The organism is Bartonella machadoae (assembly GCF_022559585.1).
GTDB lineage: Bacteria > Pseudomonadota > Alphaproteobacteria > Rhizobiales > Rhizobiaceae > Bartonella > Bartonella machadoae.
This window is the reverse complement of sequence record NZ_CP087114.1, coordinates 944,842-970,623: the sequence shown is the minus strand read 5'-3', so window position 1 is coordinate 970,623 and position 25,782 is coordinate 944,842. Positions and strand designations below refer to the sequence as shown.

At 41.3% G+C, this 25,782-nt stretch carries 33 protein-coding genes; 5 read left to right on the top strand and 28 right to left on the bottom strand.

What is annotated here, in order from left to right:
* The 19 genes from LNM86_RS04550 to LNM86_RS04460 form a co-directional block, all read right to left on the bottom strand.
* A complete protein-coding gene (locus LNM86_RS04550) occupies window positions 1-1,623 on the bottom strand; it encodes a hypothetical protein (RefSeq protein WP_241437807.1) in 1,623 nt (540 codons plus the stop codon).
* A complete protein-coding gene (locus LNM86_RS04545) occupies window positions 1,616-2,197 on the bottom strand; it encodes a phage protein Gp27 family protein (RefSeq protein ID WP_241437180.1) in 582 nt (193 codons plus the stop codon). Before LNM86_RS04545 ends, LNM86_RS04550 begins: the two co-directional genes overlap by 8 nt.
* Window positions 2,160-2,516 carry a VpaChn25_0724 family phage protein gene (locus LNM86_RS04540; protein ID WP_241437181.1) on the bottom strand — a complete coding sequence of 119 codons (357 nt, stop codon included), beginning with the start codon at window positions 2,514-2,516 and terminating at the stop codon, window positions 2,160-2,162. The genes LNM86_RS04545 and LNM86_RS04540 overlap by 38 nt, the downstream gene beginning before the upstream one ends.
* Window positions 2,513-2,827: a DUF2730 family protein gene (locus LNM86_RS04535; protein WP_015399066.1), complete on the bottom strand. Its 315-nt coding sequence runs from the start codon at window positions 2,825-2,827 to the stop codon at window positions 2,513-2,515. Before LNM86_RS04535 ends, LNM86_RS04540 begins: the two co-directional genes overlap by 4 nt.
* Entirely contained in the window at window positions 2,824-3,039 is a 216-nt protein-coding gene (locus tag LNM86_RS04530; RefSeq protein WP_241437182.1) for a hypothetical protein, read from the bottom strand. Before LNM86_RS04530 ends, LNM86_RS04535 begins: the two co-directional genes overlap by 4 nt.
* Window positions 3,032-3,370 carry a hypothetical protein gene (locus LNM86_RS04525; protein ID WP_241437808.1) on the bottom strand — a complete coding sequence of 113 codons (339 nt, stop codon included), beginning with the start codon at window positions 3,368-3,370 and terminating at the stop codon, window positions 3,032-3,034. Before LNM86_RS04525 ends, LNM86_RS04530 begins: the two co-directional genes overlap by 8 nt.
* Complete coding sequence (locus LNM86_RS04520) at window positions 3,363-3,650, bottom strand: hypothetical protein (RefSeq protein WP_241437184.1); 288 nt, start codon at window positions 3,648-3,650, stop codon at window positions 3,363-3,365. Before LNM86_RS04520 ends, LNM86_RS04525 begins: the two co-directional genes overlap by 8 nt.
* Entirely contained in the window at window positions 3,647-4,243 is a 597-nt protein-coding gene (locus tag LNM86_RS04515) for a glycoside hydrolase family 19 protein (RefSeq protein ID WP_241438608.1), read from the bottom strand. The genes LNM86_RS04520 and LNM86_RS04515 overlap by 4 nt, the downstream gene beginning before the upstream one ends.
* Before the next feature lie 83 nt (window positions 4,244-4,326).
* The gene (locus tag LNM86_RS04510; RefSeq protein WP_241437810.1) at window positions 4,327-4,725 is read right to left on the bottom strand and encodes a helix-turn-helix domain-containing protein; all 399 of its coding nucleotides are present in this window, start codon (window positions 4,723-4,725) and stop codon (window positions 4,327-4,329) included.
* A 6-nt stretch (window positions 4,726-4,731) separates the two neighbouring features.
* Window positions 4,732-5,364 (bottom strand): regulatory protein GemA, encoded by a 633-nt coding sequence (locus tag LNM86_RS04505; protein ID WP_241437811.1) that lies wholly within the window; start codon window positions 5,362-5,364, stop codon window positions 4,732-4,734.
* Between the two features lie 12 nt (window positions 5,365-5,376).
* Window positions 5,377-6,000, bottom strand: coding sequence for a DUF3164 family protein (locus LNM86_RS04500; protein ID WP_241437188.1), 624 nt, complete (start codon window positions 5,998-6,000; stop codon window positions 5,377-5,379).
* Entirely contained in the window at window positions 5,984-6,262 is a 279-nt protein-coding gene (locus LNM86_RS04495) for a hypothetical protein (protein ID WP_241437812.1), read from the bottom strand. The genes LNM86_RS04500 and LNM86_RS04495 overlap by 17 nt, the downstream gene beginning before the upstream one ends.
* Complete coding sequence (locus LNM86_RS04490; protein WP_241437813.1) at window positions 6,259-6,561, bottom strand: hypothetical protein; 303 nt, start codon at window positions 6,559-6,561, stop codon at window positions 6,259-6,261. Before LNM86_RS04490 ends, LNM86_RS04495 begins: the two co-directional genes overlap by 4 nt.
* Window positions 6,558-7,586 (bottom strand): AAA family ATPase, encoded by a 1,029-nt coding sequence (locus LNM86_RS04485; protein ID WP_241437814.1) that lies wholly within the window; start codon window positions 7,584-7,586, stop codon window positions 6,558-6,560. The genes LNM86_RS04490 and LNM86_RS04485 overlap by 4 nt, the downstream gene beginning before the upstream one ends.
* Before the next feature lie 309 nt (window positions 7,587-7,895).
* Window positions 7,896-9,890 carry a transposase domain-containing protein gene (locus LNM86_RS04480; RefSeq protein ID WP_241437192.1) on the bottom strand — a complete coding sequence of 665 codons (1,995 nt, stop codon included), beginning with the start codon at window positions 9,888-9,890 and terminating at the stop codon, window positions 7,896-7,898.
* Window positions 9,887-10,345, bottom strand: coding sequence for a hypothetical protein (locus LNM86_RS04475; RefSeq protein ID WP_241438917.1), 459 nt, complete (start codon window positions 10,343-10,345; stop codon window positions 9,887-9,889). Before LNM86_RS04475 ends, LNM86_RS04480 begins: the two co-directional genes overlap by 4 nt.
* The gene (locus LNM86_RS04470) at window positions 10,345-11,364 is read right to left on the bottom strand and encodes a ParB/RepB/Spo0J family partition protein (protein ID WP_241437193.1); all 1,020 of its coding nucleotides are present in this window, start codon (window positions 11,362-11,364) and stop codon (window positions 10,345-10,347) included. Before LNM86_RS04470 ends, LNM86_RS04475 begins: the two co-directional genes overlap by 1 nt.
* On the bottom strand, window positions 11,364-11,762 hold the full coding sequence (locus tag LNM86_RS04465) for a hypothetical protein (protein ID WP_241437194.1): 399 nt from the start codon (window positions 11,760-11,762) through the stop codon (window positions 11,364-11,366). Before LNM86_RS04465 ends, LNM86_RS04470 begins: the two co-directional genes overlap by 1 nt.
* 200 nt (window positions 11,763-11,962) lie before the next feature.
* Entirely contained in the window at window positions 11,963-12,256 is a 294-nt protein-coding gene (locus LNM86_RS04460) for a helix-turn-helix domain-containing protein (protein ID WP_241437195.1), read from the bottom strand.
* A gap of 149 nt (window positions 12,257-12,405) precedes the next feature.
* Between LNM86_RS04460 and LNM86_RS04455 the strand changes: the two genes are divergently transcribed.
* From LNM86_RS04455 to LNM86_RS04445, 3 genes are all read left to right on the top strand, one after another.
* Complete coding sequence (locus LNM86_RS04455; protein ID WP_241438916.1) at window positions 12,406-12,927, top strand: helix-turn-helix domain-containing protein; 522 nt, start codon at window positions 12,406-12,408, stop codon at window positions 12,925-12,927.
* A 631-nt stretch (window positions 12,928-13,558) separates the two neighbouring features.
* Window positions 13,559-13,816, top strand: coding sequence for a type II toxin-antitoxin system RelB/DinJ family antitoxin (locus LNM86_RS04450; protein WP_241438607.1), 258 nt, complete (start codon window positions 13,559-13,561; stop codon window positions 13,814-13,816).
* A gap of 68 nt (window positions 13,817-13,884) precedes the next feature.
* Window positions 13,885-14,088 carry a type II toxin-antitoxin system YafQ family toxin gene (locus LNM86_RS04445; protein ID WP_372712449.1) on the top strand — a complete coding sequence of 68 codons (204 nt, stop codon included), beginning with the start codon at window positions 13,885-13,887 and terminating at the stop codon, window positions 14,086-14,088.
* 21 nt (window positions 14,089-14,109) lie between these two features.
* Here the strand turns inward: LNM86_RS04445 and LNM86_RS04440 are convergent, their stop codons facing one another.
* From LNM86_RS04440 to LNM86_RS04415, 6 genes are all read right to left on the bottom strand, one after another.
* Complete coding sequence (locus LNM86_RS04440; RefSeq protein ID WP_241438606.1) at window positions 14,110-14,325, bottom strand: hypothetical protein; 216 nt, start codon at window positions 14,323-14,325, stop codon at window positions 14,110-14,112.
* A complete protein-coding gene (locus LNM86_RS04435; RefSeq protein WP_308219241.1) occupies window positions 14,249-14,419 on the bottom strand; it encodes a hypothetical protein in 171 nt (56 codons plus the stop codon). Before LNM86_RS04435 ends, LNM86_RS04440 begins: the two co-directional genes overlap by 77 nt.
* Before the next feature lie 16 nt (window positions 14,420-14,435).
* A complete protein-coding gene (locus LNM86_RS04430) occupies window positions 14,436-14,669 on the bottom strand; it encodes a hypothetical protein (protein WP_241438605.1) in 234 nt (77 codons plus the stop codon).
* Window positions 14,666-15,328, bottom strand: coding sequence for a gene transfer agent endolysin BgtA (bgtA, locus tag LNM86_RS04425; protein ID WP_241438604.1), 663 nt, complete (start codon window positions 15,326-15,328; stop codon window positions 14,666-14,668). The genes LNM86_RS04430 and bgtA overlap by 4 nt, the downstream gene beginning before the upstream one ends.
* Window positions 15,329-15,394: 66 nt before the next feature.
* A complete protein-coding gene (locus LNM86_RS04420; RefSeq protein WP_241438603.1) occupies window positions 15,395-15,724 on the bottom strand; it encodes a hypothetical protein in 330 nt (109 codons plus the stop codon).
* A gap of 14 nt (window positions 15,725-15,738) precedes the next feature.
* A complete protein-coding gene (locus LNM86_RS04415; RefSeq protein ID WP_241438602.1) occupies window positions 15,739-16,269 on the bottom strand; it encodes a hypothetical protein in 531 nt (176 codons plus the stop codon).
* A gap of 745 nt (window positions 16,270-17,014) precedes the next feature.
* On the opposite strand from LNM86_RS04415, the gene LNM86_RS04410 reads away from it, so the two are divergent.
* Entirely contained in the window at window positions 17,015-18,415 is a 1,401-nt protein-coding gene (locus tag LNM86_RS04410) for an amino acid permease (RefSeq protein ID WP_241438601.1), read from the top strand.
* Between the two features lie 865 nt (window positions 18,416-19,280).
* Window positions 19,281-20,816, top strand: coding sequence for an amino acid permease (locus LNM86_RS04405; RefSeq protein WP_241438599.1), 1,536 nt, complete (start codon window positions 19,281-19,283; stop codon window positions 20,814-20,816).
* Between the two features lie 104 nt (window positions 20,817-20,920).
* Here LNM86_RS04405 and ilvC read toward each other — a convergent pair whose 3' ends face one another.
* From ilvC to LNM86_RS04390, 3 genes are all read right to left on the bottom strand, one after another.
* Entirely contained in the window at window positions 20,921-21,940 is a 1,020-nt protein-coding gene (ilvC, locus tag LNM86_RS04400; protein WP_241438598.1) for a ketol-acid reductoisomerase, read from the bottom strand.
* 885 nt (window positions 21,941-22,825) lie between these two features.
* Window positions 22,826-23,560 carry a pyridoxine 5'-phosphate synthase gene (locus LNM86_RS04395; protein WP_241438597.1) on the bottom strand — a complete coding sequence of 245 codons (735 nt, stop codon included), beginning with the start codon at window positions 23,558-23,560 and terminating at the stop codon, window positions 22,826-22,828.
* A 75-nt stretch (window positions 23,561-23,635) separates the two neighbouring features.
* Window positions 23,636-24,757: an ATP-dependent DNA helicase gene (locus LNM86_RS04390; RefSeq protein ID WP_241438596.1), complete on the bottom strand. Its 1,122-nt coding sequence runs from the start codon at window positions 24,755-24,757 to the stop codon at window positions 23,636-23,638.
* Window positions 24,758-25,782: the final 1,025 nt, after the last annotated feature.

Here is a 25,782-nt window from a genome sequence, read left to right as displayed (position 1 = left end):
TCAATAAATCTTTGACCGCATTGTTGAAAAAAAGGGGGTTGAAAAAAGCGGATTTTCCTCAAAACCATCAACAGCACGAACAGGTGTATAGTCGTAAATCTCAGGGGTTTGACGGCTAGCAAAATAAGCCAAAGCACAAGCAATAGCGCTATCACCATGGCGCATAAAACCATCACTGCCTTTAAAACGATGATTATCAGGAATTTTCACAATGCCATTCACATAAGCAAGGGCTTGATGATCAGCAACAATGTCACAATCGCGCGGCAAAACAATAGAGCCATCCCCAAAAGCTTCTAAGTAAGCAGGCATTTCTTTGCCATACCAACTTTGCGATAATTGCACTTCCTTTACACAAGCCCCATAACGTTGTGCCGCTTTTTCCGCTAAATAAGCCCCATTGCCCCGTGCATCCAAAGCGCCCCCCAACAAACGCGGCAAACCACTCACCACATAAAATAAAATCTCTCTTTGTTGATCAAAGGGTGTATTGCGCAACTCCACCATAAACCGGACACGGCGCACCAGATCTTGCCCAATTTCTAAAACCACAATCGAGGTTGCATCCCCAGATCTGGCAAAATCAACTCCAAAAACATGTTGGCGCCGCCGATCAAGCCCCGCATGAAGAGGCTTTAAGTGCCCATCACACCAGTTAAGCGCCGCAACACTTCGTTGATAATCCGATTGATTTTTAAAAGCATCCACACAAGCAAAACGCAACACCGCAATATCAGGTGCACAACAATTTTCAATCTGTAAGCGCGTTAAAGCGGCCCCTTCTTGATCTGCTGGGATAGCATCCAATTCTTGCCGCATCGCAGAAAAACGCACCCCATAAGACGCACGAATCTGCTGCTCCCATTGTTGCTCCGCCCTTGCACTCCACACCTCCCCCTTCATGGCACAAACCCGTTTAAACAAACCATTTTTAACCGCCTCAACAAAGGGGTAACAATGCACAGAAAAAGGAACCTTCCCCGCCCTTGCCTCACGGATCAATTCATTGAAAGGGTTTAATACGCCATTATGCGTGGAAATCACACGGATCTTACCACCCCAAATCAACAAAGCATTGACCGCATCCAAAACAGCCCGCACATCTTGATGAAAAGCCGCCTCATCAACCACCACAATCCCCTGCAGCCCGCGAATATTTTCAGGGCGGCTCGAAAGCGCTTCAATACGAAAACCAGAAGCAAAACGCACACGGTAAGCAGAAATATATTTTGTCGAGCCATCCGCCTTTTGATCAGAAAATAAAAATTCCTCCACATCGCCACTATTGCTGGTAATAGCCCTTGCAAAATTGCTCACATAGCCAATAAATTCCCGTCCCTTTTCTTTGCTATCGCCAATGTAAAAAACATTATCACCACCCGCTTCTCGCTTAGCCGCAGCAATCAATGTATCATCTAAAGCTTCAGCAAAAGTAATGCCGGTGCGCCGCCCCTTTTCAACCAGTTTTAACGGTGATTTATCTTCAATCCATGCCCGTTGATGTGCCATCAAAACACCATCCGCTAAAGGATCTTGCTCTTTTGGAAAAACACTTGCCTTCCAAACATCACAACCGCTTTGATGATCAGCATGTTTTTCTATAAAAGAGCACCTTTCAGCCATGTTTTATCCCCAACACTTGCGCACGAATGGCCCGCGCTGTCTCCTTGGAAAGTCCCGCCGCTGCCGCTGCCGCATCAACCGCTTTGCTCGCTTGGGTCGCAAAATCTTTCTCAAGCTTTTGCCGTCTGGTGGTCGACAAATGTTCCGCAGCCAACACACCCTTTAGTGCATTTGCCAACTCTTGTGCCGCTTTTGGTGAAAGGTTTTTCCCACTGCTTAATGTAGAAAAAATAAGCTCTTTAATCGCCGCTGCCGTCAACAGCGTAATATTGTCACAAGCTTTAGCATCAAAGCGCTGTGAAAGGCTTGCCGCTATTTCCCTTGTCTGTTCTAGGCGCCGTGACATCACAGCCAAACGCAAAGAATAACGATTAAAACTGGAAAAAGAAGGGATCGAAAAACTTAATCCCGTTTCCTTTTGCAAAGCCTTTAAAGCCGCTTTAAAATCACTATAAATAGCCATTTGTGTTTTCTCACGCCCATTTAAAGCCTCAGCAGCCGCAGCAATAATCTGATCACAAGCTTGCGGCAATAAATCAATCGCCGTTAAGCGTCCACGCCCGACCTTGCGCATCCTTCACCTCATATTTTATTGATGTGCGTTTGGGTCGTTTAATCCCTTCAATAGGAAAACTCCGGTCTAAATGACGCGCCCCCCGTTCTGTTAACGCCGCAAGCAAAACCGAACCCACCTGTTTTAATGTGACAGCACCCTGATCTTCCATCCATGCCAATTCATTATGCACAAAATCCCGATCGCGTCTGATACCATAGCTGTATAAAAGCCTCTCAATCATCGCACTCGACAAAGTCTCACTGCGCTCACAAAAAAGCCCTTTTAAAATAATCAACCGCGCTTCTTCACGGATGATCTTATCCATATCTGCTTTCATTTTTTGGCATTCTCCAGTAAAAACTCTTGCAAACGCTCTCCAATCGCCGCCACCGGTTGCAACTGCGCAGAAAGTGTATTGAGACGCCCATTCAACCGTTCCATATTCACTTCCAATCGTTGCAGTCCGTCACGATCAGGCAAAAAATCCATCTCCGTTTCTAACTTTTGCACACGCTCCTTAAGCAGTACGAGATCTTTCAACATTTCTCGCGCACCAGAAGAAAAATAGGCTTTCAAAACACCACAAATTGCAACAATCGACAGCAGTAAAGACAACCAGCCATTGGCAACACTAATATCCAAATTCACTTCAATTCCCCCTCCCTCTTGGCTAAAACCGCTCTCACAGCAGCAGCACGACGCTGTTCACAGATCAATAAAGCCGCACGGTCACGCCCCCAATAATGCACCACTTCTCGTGTGTTCAAAGCACGCTCTGGAAGAAAAAGCGGGCGAGAACACGCAACTTGGGCTAAAGGCGGCAATGTAACCGATAAAAACCGATAAGAAAGATTATCCACCGGCTTGCTTGTTGAGCAACCGCACACGTTCAAGCTCAATACCACAGCCAGTAACCGGCAAAGTCCCATTTGCTGCCTCCATTTTTGTAAGCTTTTGTTCCAAAGCTGCAATCATCCTTTGCGCACGACTTTCAGCAACATCTGCTGCTTGCCTTTGCCGCTCTTTCTCAAGCTGTGCGCGTGCCGAAATCTTGGCAATTTCCAATTGCCAATACAAATCACGCGCTTTTACCGCTTTGAAAACTTGCGCTTTCATAAAGCCAAATTCCACCAACAGCACACTTGCCAAAAAAACCATCCCAAAAGACAATTTTGAAAGAGGGCTAAACATTGCGTTTATCCCCCAATTGCATGGACATAATCCTCTTTTGTTTTTGGCTCTTGCCCCTGTTATCATGCTTCCTATTGGAAAAATCCAATGAACCAAAGCCGCGGTGCACACCCAAATTGCCAACGATAATCGCCACCATTGAGGGAATAGAAATGCCCGCCAAATCAACAATGCGCTCCACACCTAACAAACCACCAAAAACAAGCAAAAAAACAACCCCCCAAGCAAACCAAAAAGACCACCATAAATAGAGCCTCGAACCACGATAAGATGGCTTCATAGCTTCGCCTCGCAAAAAAGCCCCAAAAGCTTTTTAGCGCGATTCAGATAGGTCAAGCGTTGCACAAGCCCGTTCTTTCCTCCATTAATCGCCTTGGTGATCCTGAGACAATCATCTTGATCTGCTAACCTATTCAAACCTTTCATCTGCCAAAACCAAATGGCCGACCAAAGCGCTGCTGGAAACCTTTCCACCATTTCTGGAAAAGCTTCATAATCAACAGCCTGTTCATTGATCGAACACCAAAACTGCGTAAAACGTTGATAATTCTTGCGCCCTGTTAATTGGATCAAACCGCGCCCCTTAAAGCGCACTCCATCCCCTGGCTTAACATTGCCTAAATCTTTGCGCCCCTCATAAGCACGCCCAGAAGCATATTCACACACCGTAAAAAAACCATCACTTTCATGCGCACATTGGCTTAGAAAATGCGCAATACGCAAGGGTGTTGTCAGTGCAGCATAAGACAAAGCTTCAGGCAATGCCCGTGCCATTTCCACAATAATAAAATCTTGGCGCGCATGATGCGCCAATCGAGGGGCAAGCTTATGAAGAAAAGAACTGTCTATCGAAACCATAACAAAACACCGCATGCATAAAATTCATGCGCAGTTTATTGGATTTCTAATCGCAAAAATAAGTCTGACACTGTCAGTCAAACAATTTCAAGACTCAATTAAAGTTCTGGAAATAAGAGACCTTGGGGTTCTTGCAAAGAAATTTTCTTCTTCAAGCGATAAGCTGTACGCACATGCATACCAGAAACAGCAGCCGCAGCATCGGCAGACCAGCCTTTTTGCAAGGCTTCTATCATTTTTTGCCGCCGTTCAGCATCTTTGCCAAGGGGGATCAGAAGGCGCACACCAGAACCATTAAAACAAAAATGCTTGATCAGTTGCTCTGTTTCTTCAAGCCCTACAATTTCAACCAACCAATCAGCATTTTCAAGGCGCCCAGGAAGATAAACCTGTCGCCCTCCAAAAGCCCGCATCATATTCCATGCCGCCTCATTGCCAGCAACAGCGGCTATTTCACGCAATAATGCAGGAAAATCGCTATAAGCTTCCTCTTGCACGCTCGCTTATCCCCCATAATCTTTCCTCCCGCGAATTTTCCGCCCCCAAACATTCATCACTTGCCTCAAAGCAAAAACATCCATCTCGTCCAACCCCTTACCACTCACAGCCATAACACCTTGATGAAAAGCCTCAAGGTCAAAGGACCCACGGGGATGCAAACGCTTCCATTGGGCACGCAAAATCAAATATCCCAGTAGTTTTTGCCCCAGTCGTTTCTGTAAAGAATCTTGAATCTTTTTCCCTTTCCAGTCAACCCCGCCCTCACGCTGCAACCAATTTTTTAACGCCTCAATAGCTTTGGCCGCATCATCTCCATCCCGTAAAAAACGAATATGATCAATCCCCGTTTGCCGTTTGACAAAGGCAAGCAATGCCTTATCTGAACGATCACGGATAATGCCAAGATTCCATCCCGCAATCCATAAAGCCTGAAGCTTTTTAGCATATTTGCCCTCTAACCGTTTTCTATCTTCCTGAAAACCGAACGCTTTCATCTCATCAACAACAAGACGCTGTTCTAAAACAGTTAAATCTTTTGCCGATTGCTTGCCTGTTAAGCGAAAAAGCAGGGCGCGATAGGTCTCATCATCAAGACCTAACGCACGTTTGCCCATATGAAGAACAGCCAAAGACATGGGACCGCCTCCTCACGTCTTTGCCAAATCAATCGTGACAGGATGCCAAGGATGCTCCAAACTCTCCCGTTCATAAAAACGCACATATTCCTTACTGGTCGTCACACGGATCGCTTCACGAATTGCACGCATAGCTTCCTGCCAGCGAGGGTCATCAATATCCAAACGCAACAACATAAAGATTTCGCCACGATTAACTTTCCCTTCTTTATCGGTATTAAAAGCACGCGTAATAATAGCGCGGATTTCAGGACGCGCATCCGCAGACCACTCATTTAAACATTCATCAAGAAGGCTTTTGGCTATTTGCAATTGCGGACCAAAATCAAAGCTCTCTTGCACTTGCACCCGAATGCGTTGCAAACCATCAAAACTCTGGTAAGTACAATTGCCCTTTTTGCCGCGCCGCTCCACACCATATTCTTGCGCAAGCAAACTATCAAAGGCACTCAAATCCGCAATCGTATGATTGTTAAAACGCGCAACCCTTGCCGATAATTCTTTGGCAAAGCCCATAATTTTACGCACCGTTTCATCTTCTAATAAATCCGCAGGACGGATCAGATTGACCGGCACCAAAGCCCCTTTCGCATCCTTCATATAATGCGTGCCTTCAAGCTCAATTCGTTGATTCATCACAAAAATCCTCCTTGTTTTTTTGCAAACGGCGAAACGGTATAACTTCACCTGATTGCGGCTGATACCCCGCTTTTATTTGCCAACGATACCGACAAAGTTCATGACCCAAAATGTGGTTATAGCGCGCCAAACGACGCAAATAATCATTCAATTCTCGAACATCTTTCGCACTCAAAAAAATGCCTTCCAACTCATGCTTTAACAAAGCAGAACGCATGGCAACCAAACATTCGCCGACCATATAGGGATTGCGTTTCATGACTTGCCTCCTCCAAAATCTATAGGAATAACTGTACCTGTCTCACCAATTGTTTTTGTCTCATCTCCTGCCTCATCCCTCTTTGAAGAAGGATTTTGGCAACGGGCAAAAGAGTCCACCACTTGGTTTTCTAAAACCGCTTCTGCTTCGCTTAGACGGTGAATACTCAATTCCAATTCAAGCGATAACGCCAAATCAACACAAAGTTTAATCTGGTCGCCAATCTCAAAACCACGTTGATAATCGTCATAAAGACCAACAAGCGTATTGGATAATTCTTTATCGCATAAAGGGATCATGCCAATTCCTCCACATCACGGTTTTTCCAAGCCGCTTTGACATGTTTAAGCGTGACCTCACACCCATCACCAAGGGCTGCCATGCGTGCCAGCATCATGGTTTTGTCAATTTGCCGCAAAGCGCCAGCCTTTAAACCAATCCCTGTCAGAAACTTAATCGCCCCAGCATCTTCAATCCCCCAATCATGGATACGAGCGGCAATATCTTCACTATAGGGCTTACGGCGCTTCAAATGCATCGCCAAACGGCTTTTAATTTGCGCATAAGAAGGACCATTTTGACGGTGAACCAAACGTCCAGAAATCTCATCATTGCCAACCAAAGCCAAACCCGTGCCATTGACATCAACAAAATGGCGCAATTGATTAATCGCCTCATCCGTTAAATTTTGCGCCTCATCAACAATCAGTAACGTCCCACCACCTACCCGCTCTAACCTCTTGCCAATAGCGCGTGTTAAGCGGGTGGGATTATATTCCACCACTTCCAATTCTGCTGCCATATCATTCAAAATACCATGAACACTGCGCGTATGCGGACTTGCTGTCACTAAATAAACATGCGGGCGCGTCGCACGATAATGGCGGCATGTTTCTGTCTTGCCACTGCCCGCATCAAGCGTAATCATCACCATATCACCCGTGCTTTGTGCCAGTGTTAAAGTGTCAATGATTTCCTGCGCAATACGATTCCTCTGAAAAGCCGGCTTTTCAGGAATACGCTCCAAAAGTTCATCCACCTCCTTTAAAGCCTCCACCCACTGTTGAACTTTTGTATTCTGCTTACCCAATTGCCCCGCATAACTGCCCGCATACCATTGCGAAAATGTTCCATCCGGCATGCCAATGCGCCGCGCAACTTCCGCCTTCGTCCAATCATGCATTTTTGCGATAGCTCTCACCGAATCCACAAGTGCATTCCATAAGGCAATATCATCACTGTTGCGGTTTGCTGCTGTTTCGGGCTGGATTTTTGGTCGCGCCCAAGGATTTTTCTCAACTGTTGCATTGATCGCGTATTTCATCTATAATCCCCTCTTGTATTGATTTTAGACTATTGAATGGGTAGGGTTGCAAACCTACCCATTTTGTTTAACCTAAAGCCGTACGCGATACTCAACCGGCTCCCGACAATCTCCCCCCTGCACCTTTTCACTCAAAAGGGAAACTTAAATCACTCCATACTCCTCACCCAATCAGGCAAAGACGCATAAAAATTGGATTGTATTGATTTAGAAATTGAAATGGATAAGACTTCTCCCCCCTTTCTCTGTTCATTCTTCAACCCCGCACATGGACCTCAACCAGTCCCCTAAAATCCCCCTCTCCTTTTCCTATTGCTTAGGAAACTTTATCACTTCACGCCCCCCATCACAGACAGAAAGCCGTCTTAAAGCCTTGTGAAGATGTTGGCTAAATTCTTCTTCTTCCAAAGCCTCATCCTCCTTTGCTGTCAAAGCCAAATTCCCCCTATTAGCCAAATTCCCCACATTGTTTGCAACCAATCGTGTAACCTTTGCTTTGATCGCAGATTTGCGTTTTAACTCTTTGCCCTTTTTCTCAAGGCACCCATAAACATCAGCCAATTGATCAGGGGCAAGTTTGGCTGCCAACTGCTTTTCGGCTTTCACAGCCTTCACATATTCTTTACGCAAACGCCCATTCAAACGCGCCGCCTGCTGATCGTAAAAACCCACATCACATAGACAAGATGCCATGCAAATAAACCGATTGTTCAAATCATAAACCCGCAAATCCTGATGCAAATCATCCGGATCAAAGCGCACAATCACCTTCTGTCCCGCATATTCGTTCAACGCACGCGCCCAGTAACGATTGCCATAAAAATGGATCTCACCCGTGCCCTTTTGCGCCCGAAGCGCTTGTGAAGTCAAAAGCCATAAAGCCCGTTGCGCCGCTGTTGCTTGCCGAACAATCGTCCCATCGGCTTTTAAACTCTCAGCAAAGGTCACATCAAAACTGCGCCCCGCACAATTAACCGCCTTGCGCCCCGTTTGCTCATTATGCGCCATAATCTGCGCGCCAACATGGGCTTTAAATTCTTCAAATCCAATCGCACGCTTACCATAATCCTCAGGCTTGGCATCCGGCTTATTGCCCGTATAAGCCCCCGCACAAAAAGGATGTTTCGAAATCCCTTCCGCCAAATCACGCCATGCCCGTTCAATCGGTTTCGATTGCCCACTATAAGGCGTCGTCCATTGCAATTGCACACCCAAACTCGTCAAAAGTCCTTGCGGATCATCCGGCTTAATCTTAAAGCGAAAACGGTTTTGCACACCCCCAGAAATCCATTTGCTGGTAAAGGCGCGCCCATTATCCAAAGTCATGCGCTCCGGTATCCCATAGGCTTCAACCATATCACCAATCACCAAACGAACGATTTCCCAGCTTTCAACATCCGATAGGCGCCACGATAAAATCTTCCCCGAATAAAGATCTTGTATAGCTATCAAATAAAGCCGCACAGGCTTCTCCGCCCAAGGCACAGTCACAAAAACATCCAGCTTGTGCCCATCCATATTCACCGCTTGCAAAGCATGCAGGCTCGAGCGATCACGCCGTTGTGCTGGATAAAGCTTTTTTGCCTTTTCTTCTCCCTCACGCGCCAACACCACAGCCGCCTTGGAAACTTCTTTATGAAAACGCCGCCGCAAAGCCCGCTCCGAAGGAAGTGGTTCCCAACCCTTTTCTCGTGCAATCACAACCATCCGCCGATAACACGCCGAAAAAGCCGGTTTAGAGGGACGTAAATAATCCGAACAGAGAACCTCCCAAGCCTCCTCATGACAAGGCGCAAATTGTGAAAAATTCTCCTCACCATAACAAGGCGCTAAAGCCGCAAGCCAATCAGGGCGTTCATAACCTTCCACCCTTTGCCACCAATGAAACAGTGACCGACAACTGATACCAAAATGAACCCCCGTCCGTACCGCCGCATCATGCACGCCAAGACCTCCATGGAGTAAATCATCCATAAAACAAAGTGCCTTCAAACGCTCTTCACAGCGCCTTTTATGCTCCTTTGAAAGCCCCTCATAACGCGCCCAAAGGTCTTCTTTTTGCCCACGACTCTCCCCCGAAACACACCCCGCACCAGAGCGCACCAACAAAGCCGCCCGCGCCTCCTCCGGCAATAACGAGAGATGATACTCCCAAACCGGCTTGGTCTTACCTAATGTTTGGCGAAACAATTGTTTATTCAAACGCCATTTTTTAAGCGCAAAATTATTGAGACCAATTTTTGTCTTCGGCAACCCTGGCAAAGCCGCTTCAGCCAATTCAGCAATACTAAACCATTCCTTCATGGCTGCCCCCGTCTAATTCTCACAGGGGTCGCACGCATAACCTTTAACCGTGCCGCAATCTCTCGCTGTTCTTGCTGGAGCCTTGCAATCTCTGCCAAGCGCGCTTCATCCCCTTGCAACAACAACAAACCATCTTCACGCACCACCTCATCCCAGAGCCAAAAAGCTTCTGTCGCCCGCACAAAGGCCTTAAAACGCGGTAGAGAAATATCCACCTGCTTACTCTCAGCAACATAAGCATCCAAACTCGCCTTACTCAAACAACCAATGCCCAAATAATGCGCCATACGTTCCGCAACCACGCTGCGTTCAAACCGGCATTCGCGTAAAGCCCGTGCCATGGCGCGCTTCATGTGTGAGCGAAACCGCTCCAAATCAATCTGCGCAACCGGTTCGCGGCAAGGAAAAACCGGCTGTTGAAAAAAATCAAGCTGCCCGCAACCATGCATCTTCATCATTGCACCTCCACCGCTTGCTTTTCTAAATAGGCGCAAAAACGCGCCCGCGTTTGCTCATTCGCCCTTTGCCACACCCCCAATAATTGGGCAAAAATCCGTTCCTGTTCATTAATTTGCGGGGGCGTATTAATCCCATTGACCAAATCAAAAGCCCGTCGCAAATCCCCCTCAACCTGTTGAAACGCAACCGCCACTCTCCGCTGTGCCAACGGCTCCATCTTTGCCAATTTTAACAATTGTGCCTGATTATCCGCCAAGGCGGTCCCACGCAAAACCGACCGCAATTCCGGCTGTAAATGCTGCGCAATCTTTGTTAAATAATGTACTGCGCGTTTCGATAAACCAATGCGGTCCGCCACATGTTTAGCAAAAGGGTAAACTTTACCCAATTGCTCTTCATCATGCAATTGTGCAAACTTTGCACTATTGCTACTCCTTTGAGCAATTCGGTCAACTTGACCGAATTCCTCCAAAGACCCATCATTTGGCAAAGGTGCAACTTGCACCTTTGCTACTTCGTCCCCTTCACGGGCGATTTCATTGTCATTTGAAGAGGCATTATCACTGATTTGAGCAATAGGGTAAACTTTACCCAATTGCTCTTTTTTGCTTTTATGCTGGTTACTACCGTCCCCACCACGTTGAATCTCCCCATACTTCTTCTCCCACAATTCACGGTAGGTCTGGACAAACAAAGCACGGTCAATAACAGATAATTCATTACGAAACAGATTTTCCGCAACCTCTAATAGTGCAGCATTCTCCTTATCCGCTTGCACAACAACCGCATCAATTTCGCCAAAACCCAAAAGCGCAGCAGCCCGTAATCGGTGCGCACCGGCAATAAGCGTATAATTACCCTCTTTTGCATTGGGCGTATGGCGCACGGTAATCGGGTTCATCAACCCTTCTCGCGCTATCGATTGCGCAAGAGCCTTAGCATGCTCATCATCCACAGGGCGAATACGCTCCGGCACAACAATCACATCAAGAGAAAGCCTTTGAAACTGTGCCATCACCCCGCCGCCTTTCTCATTTCTTTAAAAAACAAATCCATCGCACGGCACACCCATCTTCGATAAGCCCTAGCAAAAACAGGATCGTTCAAACGCTGACTAATCACTTGAAGAGACAAAGATATAGAAGTCCGCTGCCGTGCTTGTATGGCGACAATACGCCGCCGCGGCACTTCAAACTGATAATGCAAAATATGAATAACAATCTGCCGTGCTAATGCCGCATCAAACAAACCATGCGGCGGATCAATAATATACCGGATTGGAAGATGCCTAAAGCCTCCATTCACCGCCTTAAAACAACAAGCAAGCATCGTTTCTAACCGTTCAACTTCTGAATAAGGGTTGACGATTTCTCTTTTTGCCTCTGGGGTCCATAAATTACAAGCTGCAACCATAACACCCCCCTCTAAAGAGAACCTGCTTACCACCTAAGCGCCAAAACAAACCTATCCAAACAGCCGTTTGACCATGCAACTCTCTGCAATTTATCTTGCCTATTTCGTATTGATGTTTAGACATTGATAACTCTTTTTATCTTATGATATTTAAATTCATGGGAAATGCGTAAAACACACGCACAACCTTGCAACAAAGTTCAAGCGGCATTACCGCGCAATGTGGAATGTGCACTCAAATCCGTATTGGCATGTTTTGCTGCTTTAAAAATGCGACGGTTCGTTTTAGGGTAGCGGTCGCTAAAAACCTGCTCGACGGGCAAGCCGATAAAATCGGCAATGGCACGTTCAGCTTTTTCATTGGGCCGTGTCCAAATGTTTTTGACACTGGATGACGGGATTTGATAAACTTTCGTGAGTTCCGCCAAGGTCATATTACGGCGGCGTAGCTCAGCTAAAATACTATGGCGATCCCATGTTTGTGTGATAGTCATAACTTTCGCTCCTGCTTGAAACGGATGTCGCAACCATCCGTCTTTTGTGGGGTTCTTTGTGTAATAACTGCCCTTAATAACGGGCTGTAATATGAGGTATAATGCAAGAATTGCATTATGTCAATTCAATATTTGCATTATTTTGTGATTTGGCAAAAAAAGAAATTGAACCAAAAACTGAACAAGCAAAACGATTACGTTTGATACGAGAAAGCTTACAGCTTAATCGAGATCAAATAGCTACCCGTTTAGGTATTAAGAAGGCAATTTATGACCACGCTGAAAGAGGTACTACCTTTCCCAATGTCGAGTTTTTGACTGCTTTGTCACAGAAATTACAGGTTAACTTAGCTTGGTTTGTTACAGGCGAAGGCGAAATGTTCGTAGATATAACGAAAGTGCTTGGTTTAAAAGCACCTACCATCCCTACTGGGCTAATGAAAAAGCTCGGTCGCATAGCTTATACGACCTATCGCGACGCAAAAATAAAACTCCCCCCTGAAGATATAGCGGAATTAGCGGCAGAGCTTTATAGAAAGTTGCAAGAGCTTGTTCAAAACATCAATGACCCAGAAGAAGTCGAAGCGACTTTTCCTCTTCTAAAGTTGCACTTAAAGCGACAAATTGAAGCTGAAAAAGCACATCTAACAACCACACAAAATACGGCCTAATGTCCCTTTAAAAGGAAAAATGTAGGCGCGTTTCTCCTTACATTAACAAAATAAATTAAATTATTGTTTTTAAAAGATTATATGCGAAAAAAATAGAAATGCGCCATATGACGCGTTTCTTTTTTGCTTTTTTGGTCATTTTGGGCTGATTTTGAAGGTAATTACATTTTTTGCTTCATTTTTTTCAAAGGGTCTTCAAAGCCGGTTTTCTGGGATTTCACAGACTTTTTAAAATTCTTCAAAGGATTTTCAAAGACCATTCAAAGCTTTTTCTTATTTTTAGTGCAAAATTCTAATTTTTGGCATTTTTCGCTCTTTTTGCCATTTTCAGGTGTCAAAATCTCTTTTGACAAAACGCGCATTTTAAGGTAAAAAATATGCATAAAAACAACAAATTACCACGTATTCCTACCTAATCCCACCTCTTCCCACTTACTGCAAAACCTACTGTCAAACTACAGGGGAATAGGATTTCCTAACATTTCTCTCAATTATTGTGAATCAACAGTTCTTTTCGAGGTATTTTTTTAGAAAAACCAGCTGTCCATAGCGTTTCTAATTCTAAAAAGTTGACTTAAAGGTATAGTGTAGCTACATTATAAGCACAAGATTAATGGAATGAGATACTACAATGAAAGCAGATTCTGTCGTTCGCGCCCGTATTCCTACTGAAATGAAAAAACAAGCAATGATTACCCTAGAACGTATGGGGTTGAGTGCATCAGACCTCATCCGTATGACATTTTTGCGTGTAGCTGAAGAAGGTTGCTTGCCTTTTGATGTTAAAGTTCCCAATAACATCACACGTAAAGCCATCAAGGAACTAGACGAGGGAAAAGGTAAAACATTCGAAAATGCGGAGGCACTGTTTAAAGATTTAGGCATCTGATATGTTAACGCCTATTCGTTCAGTGCAATTCAAGCGTTGTACACAAAGCAGAAAAACGCGGTAAAAATATGAATAAACTACGTGCGTTATTAAACCTACTGATTGAAGAAAAACCGTTCCCACAATATTATTGCGACCACCCATTAAAAGGGGCATGGTCGGGGTGCCGTGATAGTCATATTGAACCAGATTGGCTACTGATTTATAGAATTGAAAAAGACAAATTACATCTTGTCCGTACAGGAACACACGCTGACCTTTTTCAAAAATAACCATGAAAAGATAGAAATTTTCTAACTTTTGCTTATCCATCTTTTGAGATGTGAGAAGATATTATCGAGCGCATCCATAAGGCGGGCAAAGTCGATAAGAAACATCATCCACTTCATAAAACGTGACATCATCTTCACACCCTGATAAGCGTTGATCATCTCATGAAGGAGCTCCCGTTCTCTCTCTGTAAACCTTTGCTCTTCGCTCTTGGGATTTCTGTTCATCTTTCCAACCACATAAATGCGCCCCATGCTTGTTATGCTTTAAAATATCTCTTGCTAAATTGGCACTGATCACACCAACATCCTGCTGGTCCAAATAAATCGGCAACCAACCACCACAACTCTCAATCCTCTTTGCTGCGCACCCAACGAGAAAGATCACGGCGCACATCACCATCACTCTTCTGATTAACTTCATTTTCAACCTCAAGACGTGTTTTTACTTGCTTTAAAGCGTCCTCTGTTTGCTTGTGCTGTTCGCTTTTCTTGCCTAAATAAAACGCCTTCGCTAAAGCCATAAAAAAAACGGCTAAAGCCGCTGTAAACATCAAGTAATATTTCTTGAGATAAAACATCATAGCCGTTGCTCCCGAAACCGCTTGGCAACAAACACAAGACCAACACAAGCCGCTAAAACCATCAGACCGGCTAAAGCCCATTGAATAGGACCATTGCCTGCTAATAAGCCTCCAAGACCAGAGCAAGAACCTATAATCGGTGCTAAGGCTTCTATTTTAAGTGCACCCGTTGCCTCTTTTACTTGAACTCTTTGATAGTTAGAAGAAACATAAGACCCTCGAACCCATAATCCCGCTTCGGCAGCACGCCGGTTGGCTAAACCTTTTAGAACTTTACCTCCAGCCTTATTCCATTTTTGCAATTCAAAAGGAACAGACGCATAATCACCTTGATTAAGCCTTTTTAACAAAGTCGAGTTGTAAAAAGCGCGCGTGCCTACATTATAGCAAAACGAGACTAACGCTGCGAACTGTTCATCCGTTAACGAAACCTTCACCGCTTTTGCAACAGCCTTCTCAAATTGCTTTAAATCCTCACAAAGGATTTCTTCTGCTTGCTCTTGCGTAATCGACATGCCCTTCTTAACAAACGGTTCGCCTGCCTTACTGGTGTGCCCATAACCAATCGTCCAAACGCATGCCTTATCTAGATACGCATCCAAACGTAAACCTTCCCATTGCTTGATTAGCGCTAAACCTTCTTGCGATATTGTTCTCATTGCCTGCTCCATAAAAAAAGCCCCACAAAAGTGAGGCGGGATAATGTCGTGATGGCTGTTCGTAATTTATTGGCTGTGCTCTCTTATTAACTGCTCGACCTCCTCAACTCCAAAGCCAACAGAACTGAGAAAAGAATATTCATCCTCTTGCAATTCATACTGATAGCGCTTCTCAACAACAGCTCCCTCTAAATCAACCGGCATCTCTGTTACCGTCTCAATCTTATGCCTCTCATTCTCAAGCCCCTCTTCTCCTTCTCCTAGTTCTTTGACACGAACCCAATGAAAACGCGTTTGTAAAAGTACCTTTAGTCTTCTCACCGTTTCATCACGGTCATAGTCAAGCATGTTCAAATAATCTTCCTTGCTATTTAAATGCTCTGGATATTCTCTCATCTCTCTTGCCTCCTCTAGACAAAATGCCGTGGACGACTACAACCACGGGCTCCTACGATTTCATCCTTAAAACTCCGTGAATAATTACTAGAGCGAATAAACACTCCATTACCAACACCACCACCCCAACTGCCTCCCCCTGCCAAAACATTCATAACCGTTCTAAAAGTGACCCTTCCAGCTATCGTAGAAGGAATCTGCATAGGGAAAGTTGCTAATAAAAATTGCCAAACATAACCACAACCATCCTCACAACCAATATACGAAATCATACGCCTATTGGCTGTATCGACATGACCTCCTGAATGTTTTGGACTAGGAGCTTTTCTCCCTTGAATGCTTGTTTTATTATTGCTCCCATACATAGATGAAGCAAACTGTTCATCACTTAACAAAGACTTCTTAACACGCATCAGATCTTCTAAAAAATCTGTATATCTACGACTTGTCATGATCGTGATACCATACGCAGAGCGTGTCGTTTCCCCCGTGCCTGACTGAAGATAAATATCAACCCAAAGATTTTGTGAGGGGTCATAAACCATTCCTTTTGAATTGGCTTAAACTGCTCGCTAAGAAGATTCTTCCCCTTTAAAAAGATTTTTCATTGTAATTTCCCCTAAAATTCATCAAAAACCCTACGGATCATTCATCCTTAACCTTAAAACGAAAACGGTTTTGCATGCTATTTAAAATCTTTTTTCTGATAAGAAACACCGATCATTCAAAATCATAAGCTCTCAAGATACCATAAACTTCAACCGCATGAATTCTTACAAAACACAGAGTTTTTTAAGTTTTAGAATCGGTCAAACACAAAGAAATCGAATAAAATACCAAATAAAATGATTGTAGAGATCAATTGAGAATCTTTTGTTATTTGCAGATTATTCCTTAAATAACAGGGCAACTTTATAATCTATTTGACTAAAAATTAAAATCCCTCTCCCATTATCATCTTGAAAGCAACTGTATTTATTATGTAATGAGAGTTTTCGGATACCCATAAGTATTTTCTCATAACTATTTGAAAGAATTTAAGAACAACGAATAATTCTAAATCATTTACCCGTCATCTCAACGACCACTTACAATTCTGTACGCAAATACGCATAGCATTGTTCTGGAGTAAGATTATCTGTCCTTATCCGTTTCCTATGCTTTTTCTTTATCCACATGACATCATAAAAAATATTTTTTTCTTTACTCCTCATTTATATCATGCTTCGATACACTGGATTGCTTTTTTAATGTTTTAAATCTTAAATAACTAAAGGGAACATCTAAAAAATGGACTATACACAAAATTCAGAAGATAATCCTCAGCAGAAATTGCAACGTGGATTAGATAACCGTCACGTACAACTTATAGCGCTTGGTGGTGCTATTGGGACAGGTCTCTTCATGGGATCGGGAAAAACAATTAGCGTAGCAGGACCTTCCATCATACTCGTTTACGCTATTATAGGCTGTGCCTTATACTTTGTAATGCGCGCTATGGGAGAATTATTGCTTTCTAATTCACAATATCGCTCTCTGGTTGATTTTTCAACCGATATGTTAGGACCAGGAATCGCTTTTTTTGTCGGCTGGAGCTATTGGTTGAGCTGGGTCGTAACTGGGGCTGCGGATATTATTGCCATCATCACTTACATGCACTTTTGGTGGCCAACACTTAATCCATGGATAATTGTTTTTTCTTGTATCGCTTTCTTTTTAGTCTTTAATCTTTTTGCTGTAAAACTGTTCGGAGAACTTGAGTTTTGGTTTGGTCTTATCAAAATCGTAGCGATTATAGCGTTAATTGTTGTTGGACTTTATATGATCGTTACTGGTTTTACCTCTCCAAATGGCACTGTCGCCTCTTTCAGTCACGTATGGAACGGTGGAGATATATTTCCTCGGGGAATAACAGGTTTTTTTGCTGGCTTTCAAATTGCCATCTTTTCTTTTGTAGGTATAGAAATTGCCGGAACAACCGCAGCTGAAGTCAAAAATCCTAAAAAAGTCCTACCCAAAGCTATTAATGCAATACCAGTTCGCATTGTGCTTTTTTATATCCTTTCCCTCGCTATAATTATGTCAGTTACACCTTGGAATCAAGTTGTTCCAGAAAAAAGCCCCTTTGTCTCGATGTTTTGGCTTGCTGGTATTCCAATAGCTGCTGGTCTAGTAAATTTTGTTGTTCTTACTTCGGCCGCCTCTTCAGCAAATAGTGGTATTTTTTCTACCAGCCGCATGATATACGGACTTGCAACACAAAGTGGTGCACCTCGCTTTATGGGTAAACTTTCCAAATACCATGTCCCAGCGAATGCCTTATTCTTTTCTTGCTTGTGTATTTTCTTAGGATACGCAATTACATCACTGTCTCCAAGTATCATAAGTGCTTTTACAATTGTAACGAGTATTTCAGCTATTGCATTTTTATTCGTGTGGTCTGTAATTCTAGTAAGCTATATTGTGTATCGTCGCAATCGCCCCCAGCTACATGCTGAATCTATCTACAAAATGCCAATTGGTAATAGTATGTGCTGGTTGATTTTAGCTTTTTTTATTTTCATACTCTATTTGTTAACATTAGAACATGATACCTTTATAGCTTTCCAATGCGGTATAGTATGGTTTATTTTCTTAAGCATAACCTATTTTCTATTTGTAAGAAAAAGAATGCCTAAAGATAATAAATAAAGTCTATACATAAAAACATCTCGAAAAAGGGGGTTTTTAATTCCCTTTTTCTATTTAATCTCCTCCCCACACCTCAAAAAACAAGGATTCCTACCAGCGCATGTTTGTAAATAATCCAGCGTGTTAAAGGGAAATGCTCATGACCATTTACATGGTTCACCTACATAAGGGGCTCTATGGACCAGCTCTTCCCTGAAGACTCACCACGCCTTCTCAAAATGCTTCATGTATAAAATTTGATATTCTTTATATCACTGCTCGAAACAACAAACTTTTAATACTATAATAAGAAAAAAATGAGCTATTCTGTAAATAATTCTCTATAAACTTTACCAACATTGTTGATTAATAAAACATGCGATTTTATCTCACCCTCCCCCTAAAAAAGTTATATTAATTTTTTCTCAAATTTTAAAACACAGATCTAAACAGAATACATCTTAGTAGCTATCTACAATAAAAAAAGATTCTATGAAAATATTTTTCTATTTGATAAATTTATAATTTTAATTACATTATTACATAATAGCAAATATTTATTAAAGTATAATTTCATTATAAAACTATTTATACAATATAAACATTTTTATAAAAATATATATTTATATAAAAACATTATTTGTCATAATTAAATATAATATATTATTATAAATTATTTATAAAAATAAATAAAAATTATAATATAACTTCTATTTTATGCCTTATATATAGAATAATTATTTCATAAATTCGTAATGTTTTTCTTTATTAACATATAGTCATAGAAAAAAATTCCTTTACTCCTTAGCCATATCATGTTCCGATAGCAGAGATTACCTTTTTAGGGTAATTTTTATCTAAAATAACGAAGGGGAACTTCCCAACAATGAACAAACAAAATTTAGAAAAAAAAACCAAGAAGAAATTGCAACGTGGACTGCATAACCGGCACATACAACTTATAGCACTGGGTGGAGCAATTGGAACAGGTCTCTTTATGGGATCGGGAAAAACAATCAGCGTAGCAGGCCCCTCCATTCTACTTGTTTATGCAATTATTGGCTGTGCTCTATACTTTGTTATGCGTGCTATGGGAGAGTTGTTGCTTTCTAATACACAATATCGATCTTTTATTGACTTCTCAACCGATCTTCTAGGGCCTTGTGCTGGTTTCTTTATCGGCTGGACATATTGGTTGTGTTGGATTGTCACTGGAACTGCTGAAATTATTGCTATTGTCACTTATACACACTTTTGGTGGCCTGAACTCAATTCGTGGATTCCTGCTATAATTAGTATTATATCCTTTTTAATTCTTAACCTCGTCGCAGTAAAACTATTTGGCGAACTTGAGTTTTGGTTTGGTTTTATCAAAATCGCAGCAATTCTCGTCTTAATTGTTGTGGGACTTTACATGATCTTTACCGGTTTTGTCTCTCCAAACGGCACTGTTGCTTCTCTTAGCAATATATGGAACGATGGAAATATTTTTCCGCGAGGAATTACAGGCTTTTTTGCTGGATTTCAAATTGTTATTTTTGCTTTTGTCGGCATTGAACTCGCTGGAACAGCTGCTGCTGAAGTAAAAGAGCCTCAAAAAGCTTTACCACAGGCTGTTAATTCAATACCAATCCGCATTGTATTCTTTTATATATTCTCTATTCTTGTGATTATGTCTGTGACACCGTGGAATCAAATCAGTCCAGAAAAAAGCCCATTTGTAACAATGTATGCACTTATTGGTATTCCAATTGCTGCAGGTTTGATGAACTTTGTGGTCCTCACAGCTGCCGCATCTTCAGCAAATAGTGGAATTTTTTCTACCAGCCGTATGATATATGGGCTAGCAACACAAAAAGGTGCTCCTAAATTTTTAGGAAAGCTTTCTCGTAACCACGTTCCAGCCAACGCATTATTCTGTTCATGTTTATGCATCTTATTAGGTTATACAGTTGTGTCGTTATCTCAAACCCTCATTGAAGCTTTTACAATTGTTACAACAATTGCCGCTACTTTGTTTATATTTGTATGGTCTATCATTTTGATCAGCTATATCGTCTATCGTCGCAATCGTCCTCTCCAGCATGCTGTCTCTCCTTATAAAATGCCAGGAGGTGTTGTTATGTGTTGGGCGCTTCTTGTTTTCATTGCCGCTACTTTGTTTATATTTGTATGGTCTATCATTTTGATCAGCTATATCGTCTATCGTCGCAATCGTCCTCTCCAGCATGCTGTCTCTCCTTATAAAATGCCAGGAGGTGTTGTTATGTGTTGGGCGCTTCTTGTTTTCTTTGCATTCATTATTTATTTATTGTCATTAGAAGCGGATACAGCCATAGCTTTAAAATACACTCCAACGTGGTTCATATTTTTAGGGATTGTATATTTTCTTTTTAGGAAAAAGGATTATGCAAAAAATTAAACAAATAAAGCTTATGTTGCAAAAAGCATATAAAAAAGGGTAACTGAAGTTACCCTTTTTTGATATTTTTATATAAAGTTTAAAAACTCTTTACAGATTAAATTTTAATTACGCTCTTTATTAACCAGAGCATTCGATTTTATCCAAGGCATCATAGAACGAAGTTTTTTGCCAACTTCTTCAATAGGGTGGCTATCATTTAAACGCCGTATACTTTTAAAATGAGCCGCACCGCCCTTGTATTCTTGAATCCAATTCGATGTAAACTTTCCTGTCTGAATATCTTGCAAAATACGTTTCATTTCTGCTCTCGTTTCATCGGTAATTACACGTGGACCAGACATATATTCGCCCCATTCAGCTGTATTGGAAATGGAGTAATTCATATTTGCAATACCACCTTCATACATAAGATCCACAATCAATTTAACCTCATGTAAACACTCAAAATAAGCCATTTCCGGCGCATAACCTGCATCCGTTAGTGTTTCATAACCCGCTCGAATAAGTTCAACAAGACCACCACAAAGAACGGCTTGTTCACCAAAGAGATCAGTTTCACACTCTTCTTTAAAGGTTGTTTCAATCACCCCAGCACGTCCCCCACCAAGACCACATGCATAAGACAATGCGATATCATGGGCATGTCCTGAAGCATCTTGTGCAACCGCAATTAAGCAAGGAACACCACGACCACGTTGATATTCATTGCGCACTGTATGACCAGGACCTTTGGGAGCAATCATCACAACATCAACAGTTTTTTTAGGTTCAATTAAGCCAAAATGAATACTTAAACCATGAGCAAAAGCAATCACGGCACCGTCACGTAAATGATCATGAATATGCTCTTTATAAATATCAGCTTGCAACTCATCTGGTGTAGCCATCATAATAAGATCTGCCCATTTTGCTGCTTCAGCAACACTTATAACTTCAAAACCATCCACCATAGCCTTTTTAGCTGTTGCAGACCCTGAACGCAGAGCAATTTTTACATTTTGAACTCCGGAATCCTCCAAGTTTAAAGCATGGGCATGTCCTTGTGAACCGTAACCAACAATGGCTACTTTTTTTCCCTTAATCAAATCAATATTGGCATCATGATCATAATAAACACGCATAAAAATACTTCCTTTTCTCTCTATTTAAAATAAATTTTGGCTTATTTTATTGAATAAATAAGTAAAAAATAGTTCACGTGCTTGAAAGACTATAAATAAAAAAATAAATTTATAGTAACAAAGCAATAGAATGTCTTTTTTAATTTATATATTACAAATAAAAATTATATCCCCAAAAACTTCTAAAAGTATATTTTGAACCAAAATATAATTCAACTACTTACTTTACAAAAATACGATATTATATAATAACAATACTTATAAAAATAAACAAATATACTAAAATTATATTCTTCTTTCAAAGAATAAAGCATTATCTCTTTGAAATGAAGATAGAGCATGCATTTTTAGCATGAACGAAATCAAAGTGGATAGCAAGAAAAATTGTAAACAAAGGATAGCGTTTTTATATTTAAACGCAAAAAATCAATTCTACCATTCGCATGATAAAAAACACTGTTCATATAACCCAATTTTACAGCGCGGTAATAAATAGTACAGCTTCAACTGTAGGTAATATTGAGTATTTTAATGGAATAAATTCGTAACTGAAGAGCACAAAAGAATACCCTTAAAACTCTGTATCTTCTCCAAAATGACCCTTATCATCTCAGTTGCCAACACACATCTAAAAGTTTCAGTTTCTTATATTTCTCATGAACTCTACTACTGATTTTCTACCTCTTAAAATAATTACAAAACTGACCTCTCTCTCTACAGAATCCTATAATGAAATCACGACCAGTTTTTTTTAATTGAATGCGGCATTTCCATTGCTATCATAATATATAGCAGTATCATTGATCTAAACAAACATATGTAAAATCGTTTCTTCAAGATAAAGAGCACCTTAGAAAAATTTTTCCATGGTGTAGAGGAACAAAATCACACCAACAACCGAAGAAAACGTTGAACAGTCTCATACATTCCGTATTCTAACGCATCCGCAATCAACCCATGACCAATAGAAACTTCATCAAGCCAAGGAATATGATGGACAACAGCAGGAAGATTTGTAACTGTCAGATCATGCCCTGCGTTAACACCTAATTGCAACTCTTGAGCTCTTCTTGCTGCGAAAACAAGTTTACTGAGTTCTTGATCTTGTTTTGTCTTATCCCGCAATGCACCACCATAAGGACCAGTATAAAACTCCACACGATCGGCACCGATTGCTTTAGCAACATCAAGGCCATCCACGATAGGGTCAACAAACAGAGACACGCGAATTTTTTTTGCTTTCAGGCGTTGAATAATAGGTGCTAAAAATTCTGCATTATGAGCAAAATCCCACCCATGATCAGAAGTTGACTGAGCTGGGTCATCCGGCACAAGAGTAATCTGATCGGCATATTTTTCTGCTATATTCAAAAATGTATCGCTTGGATAACCTTCAATATTAAATTCAGCAGTAGGAAATGTCCTGTTCATTAAACAGCGTATATCCGGCAAATCAGCAAAACGAATATGTCGCTCATCGGGGCGCGGATGGACTGTCAAACCAGCAGCGCCTGCTGTAAGTGCGATATGCCCAATATGATTGATATTTGGCCAAGGAAGATTACGCCGATTGCGCAAAACAGCAATCGCATTCAGATTAACCGAAAGTTTTATGGCCATGCTCACTCCTATTTTCAGACACAGCTCTCAAGACAAAAATATATTTGCCAATACAATATTAAAGAATAAAATTCCCTATCGAACAATTATTAAACGCTCTGCTGCACGTGTAATTCCCGTATACAGCCAGCGAGCATACATGTCACGAAAGGCAAAACTTTCATCAAATAAAACAACATTATCCCATTGTGATCCTTGTGCTTTATGAACAGTTAATGCATACCCGTAATCAAAATCATCGTGTCTTTTTTTTAACGCCCATGAAATCTCACTATCAGGATCTTCAAATGCTGCTTTTAAAAGCTTAATCTTCGCTACCCCACGCTCACTTTCTTCTGGTTTAACAAGAAGGTTAATACTTGGTTTAACAGTTTCCTTCTGTGAAGTCATGACTTTCCATAAAGATCCATTTAACAAACCTTTAGCGGGATCATTACGCAAACACACCAGCTTATCTCCCGCTTGTGGATAGTCTGCTGTAAATCCCTTCAACGCACGCAAACGTCTATTATAAAGGTGACGTGTCCGATTCACTCCTACCAACACCTGGTCAGCATCTAAAACCAATTTCTGATCCACCTCTTTGCGTGTAATAACACGAGCCGCCCCATAATCACCATAAACAATATCGCGCCCTTCACGTACATCCATAGCCAAACGAACAATCGGATTATCACGCGCTTGTCGATGAATTTCAGAGAGGAGAAAATCTGGTGTACTGTTGGAAAAAAAACCACCTCCTGATACAGGAGGCAATTGACCTGGATCACCAAGAACAAGAATTGGCGTTTGAAAACTCATTAAATCACGCGCTAATTGTTCATCGACCATTGAACACTCATCAATAATGATAAGTTTAGCATGTGCAGCAGTACTTCTCCGATTTAATACAAATGTCGGTGCAAGAGATTTTTTTCCTGTGACTTCATCGGAAACTTCTTCTTCTCCACGCGGACAATAAATTAATGAATGAATCGTACAAGCATTGCTTGCACCTTTAGACCGCAAAACTTGTGCTGCCTTTCCTGTAAACGCAGCAAATTGAACAGATCCATCAACGGTCTCAGCAAAATAGCGCGCAAGCGTTGTTTTCCCTGTTCCTGCATAACCAAAAAGGCGAAAAAGTGGTGAACGCCCTTCCCTTAACCATGCGGCAACAGCCTTCAATGCTTTATCTTGTTCCGGTGAAAACTGCATAACTTACCAACATAAGATTCGCGTAAAAAGAGCAAGAATTTTGAAAAAAATTCCTATCAAGAAAAAAACTTTATTAAGAATTGCTGACACACACCCATCTCACAACTTTCGTAGCACAATGACCCATTATTTACCCATATGCTTTTCAAGATATTGTAACACTCTAAATTTTATCTCTCCATCGCTCTTCTTGATAACACCTTATCTTATAAAGAAAATATCATTTTTTACAACAGTAACACCAACAAGGGAATATATGCATATCTTAAATTTAAAATAACATCTCTATACGCTTTTTTGAGCCAAAATTGAGAATGAGAAAAAGAGCATTATAATTGCAAAGCCCTCACTAGAAAAAATGTCCTTAACAGGATAAGATGAATGTAATTTTATGAAGACTATTTTACACAATCAATCAGCTTTCTTGCACATAAAAATAAAGTACATCCCCTAATACGAAATAACCTTTTGGCAGAAATAAAAATAACTCTCAACAAAACAACTTAATCCCATGATGCTAAACCTATAAAGTTCCTCTCTCCCTCTTATCATGATTTTAATAAATTTACTCTTCATGCTACAAACAAATTACATCTCAACGAATAAAGAGAAACATCAGGCTTCTATGAAGCACGCTTTGTCTCGCACAAATATGTAGCTTTTTCTGTTTCGACAATAAAATCTACTTCGCAAATATGGCTTTCTTAATAGTCTATTATAAGAAAACTAGAACATGGTTTCAGTCCAGCGGTGCACTTCAGGTTCATCCTCTAGAATATCAGAAAAGCGCAAGTCTCTATCTCCTGAGTCAAACTTTTTCTTTTTGTCGCAATGTTTTAAAGTTTATAAAAATAAACTGATTAATACTATTTTTATTGCTAGAAATAACAATGAAATCAAGGGGGAGGATAATTTGTTACTAGCCTTGACCTTACGTCAAAATATCAGTGGTGAAATTGCTTTTTAGTTGTTTTAGCAATGAAATAACGCGCTCAAATATTGATGAATGAAACGGAAACTTTAAA

Coding starts and splice junctions, on each gene's coding strand:
- LNM86_RS04550 (WP_241437807.1), bottom strand. CDS start 1,623: ATGGCTGAAAGGTGCTCTTTTATAGAAAAACATGCTGATCATCAAAGC.
- LNM86_RS04545 (WP_241437180.1), bottom strand. CDS start 2,197: ATGCGCAAGGTCGGGCGTGGACGCTTAACGGCGATTGATTTATTGCCG.
- LNM86_RS04540 (WP_241437181.1), bottom strand. CDS start 2,516: ATGAAAGCAGATATGGATAAGATCATCCGTGAAGAAGCGCGGTTGATT.
- LNM86_RS04525 (WP_241437808.1), bottom strand. CDS start 3,370: ATGTTTAGCCCTCTTTCAAAATTGTCTTTTGGGATGGTTTTTTTGGCA.
- LNM86_RS04520 (WP_241437184.1), bottom strand. CDS start 3,650: ATGAAGCCATCTTATCGTGGTTCGAGGCTCTATTTATGGTGGTCTTTT.
- LNM86_RS04515 (WP_241438608.1), bottom strand. CDS start 4,243: ATGCGGTGTTTTGTTATGGTTTCGATAGACAGTTCTTTTCTTCATAAG.
- LNM86_RS04505 (WP_241437811.1), bottom strand. CDS start 5,364: ATGTCTTTGGCTGTTCTTCATATGGGCAAACGTGCGTTAGGTCTTGAT.
- LNM86_RS04500 (WP_241437188.1), bottom strand. CDS start 6,000: ATGAATCAACGAATTGAGCTTGAAGGCACGCATTATATGAAGGATGCG.
- LNM86_RS04495 (WP_241437812.1), bottom strand. CDS start 6,262: ATGAAACGCAATCCCTATATGGTCGGCGAATGTTTGGTTGCCATGCGT.
- LNM86_RS04490 (WP_241437813.1), bottom strand. CDS start 6,561: ATGATCCCTTTATGCGATAAAGAATTATCCAATACGCTTGTTGGTCTT.
- LNM86_RS04485 (WP_241437814.1), bottom strand. CDS start 7,586: ATGAAATACGCGATCAATGCAACAGTTGAGAAAAATCCTTGGGCGCGA.
- LNM86_RS04480 (WP_241437192.1), bottom strand. CDS start 9,890: ATGAAGGAATGGTTTAGTATTGCTGAATTGGCTGAAGCGGCTTTGCCA.
- LNM86_RS04475 (WP_241438917.1), bottom strand. CDS start 10,345: ATGAAGATGCATGGTTGCGGGCAGCTTGATTTTTTTCAACAGCCGGTT.
- LNM86_RS04470 (WP_241437193.1), bottom strand. CDS start 11,364: ATGGCACAGTTTCAAAGGCTTTCTCTTGATGTGATTGTTGTGCCGGAG.
- LNM86_RS04465 (WP_241437194.1), bottom strand. CDS start 11,762: ATGGTTGCAGCTTGTAATTTATGGACCCCAGAGGCAAAAAGAGAAATC.
- LNM86_RS04460 (WP_241437195.1), bottom strand. CDS start 12,256: ATGACTATCACACAAACATGGGATCGCCATAGTATTTTAGCTGAGCTA.
- LNM86_RS04450 (WP_241438607.1), top strand. CDS start 13,559: ATGAAAGCAGATTCTGTCGTTCGCGCCCGTATTCCTACTGAAATGAAA.
- LNM86_RS04445 (WP_372712449.1), top strand. CDS start 13,885: ATGAATAAACTACGTGCGTTATTAAACCTACTGATTGAAGAAAAACCG.
- LNM86_RS04430 (WP_241438605.1), bottom strand. CDS start 14,669: ATGATGTTTTATCTCAAGAAATATTACTTGATGTTTACAGCGGCTTTA.
- bgtA (WP_241438604.1), bottom strand. CDS start 15,328: ATGAGAACAATATCGCAAGAAGGTTTAGCGCTAATCAAGCAATGGGAA.
- LNM86_RS04420 (WP_241438603.1), bottom strand. CDS start 15,724: ATGAGAGAATATCCAGAGCATTTAAATAGCAAGGAAGATTATTTGAAC.
- LNM86_RS04415 (WP_241438602.1), bottom strand. CDS start 16,269: ATGGTTTATGACCCCTCACAAAATCTTTGGGTTGATATTTATCTTCAG.
- LNM86_RS04410 (WP_241438601.1), top strand. CDS start 17,015: ATGGACTATACACAAAATTCAGAAGATAATCCTCAGCAGAAATTGCAA.
- LNM86_RS04405 (WP_241438599.1), top strand. CDS start 19,281: ATGAACAAACAAAATTTAGAAAAAAAAACCAAGAAGAAATTGCAACGT.
- ilvC (WP_241438598.1), bottom strand. CDS start 21,940: ATGCGTGTTTATTATGATCATGATGCCAATATTGATTTGATTAAGGGA.
- LNM86_RS04395 (WP_241438597.1), bottom strand. CDS start 23,560: ATGGCCATAAAACTTTCGGTTAATCTGAATGCGATTGCTGTTTTGCGC.
- LNM86_RS04390 (WP_241438596.1), bottom strand. CDS start 24,757: ATGCAGTTTTCACCGGAACAAGATAAAGCATTGAAGGCTGTTGCCGCA.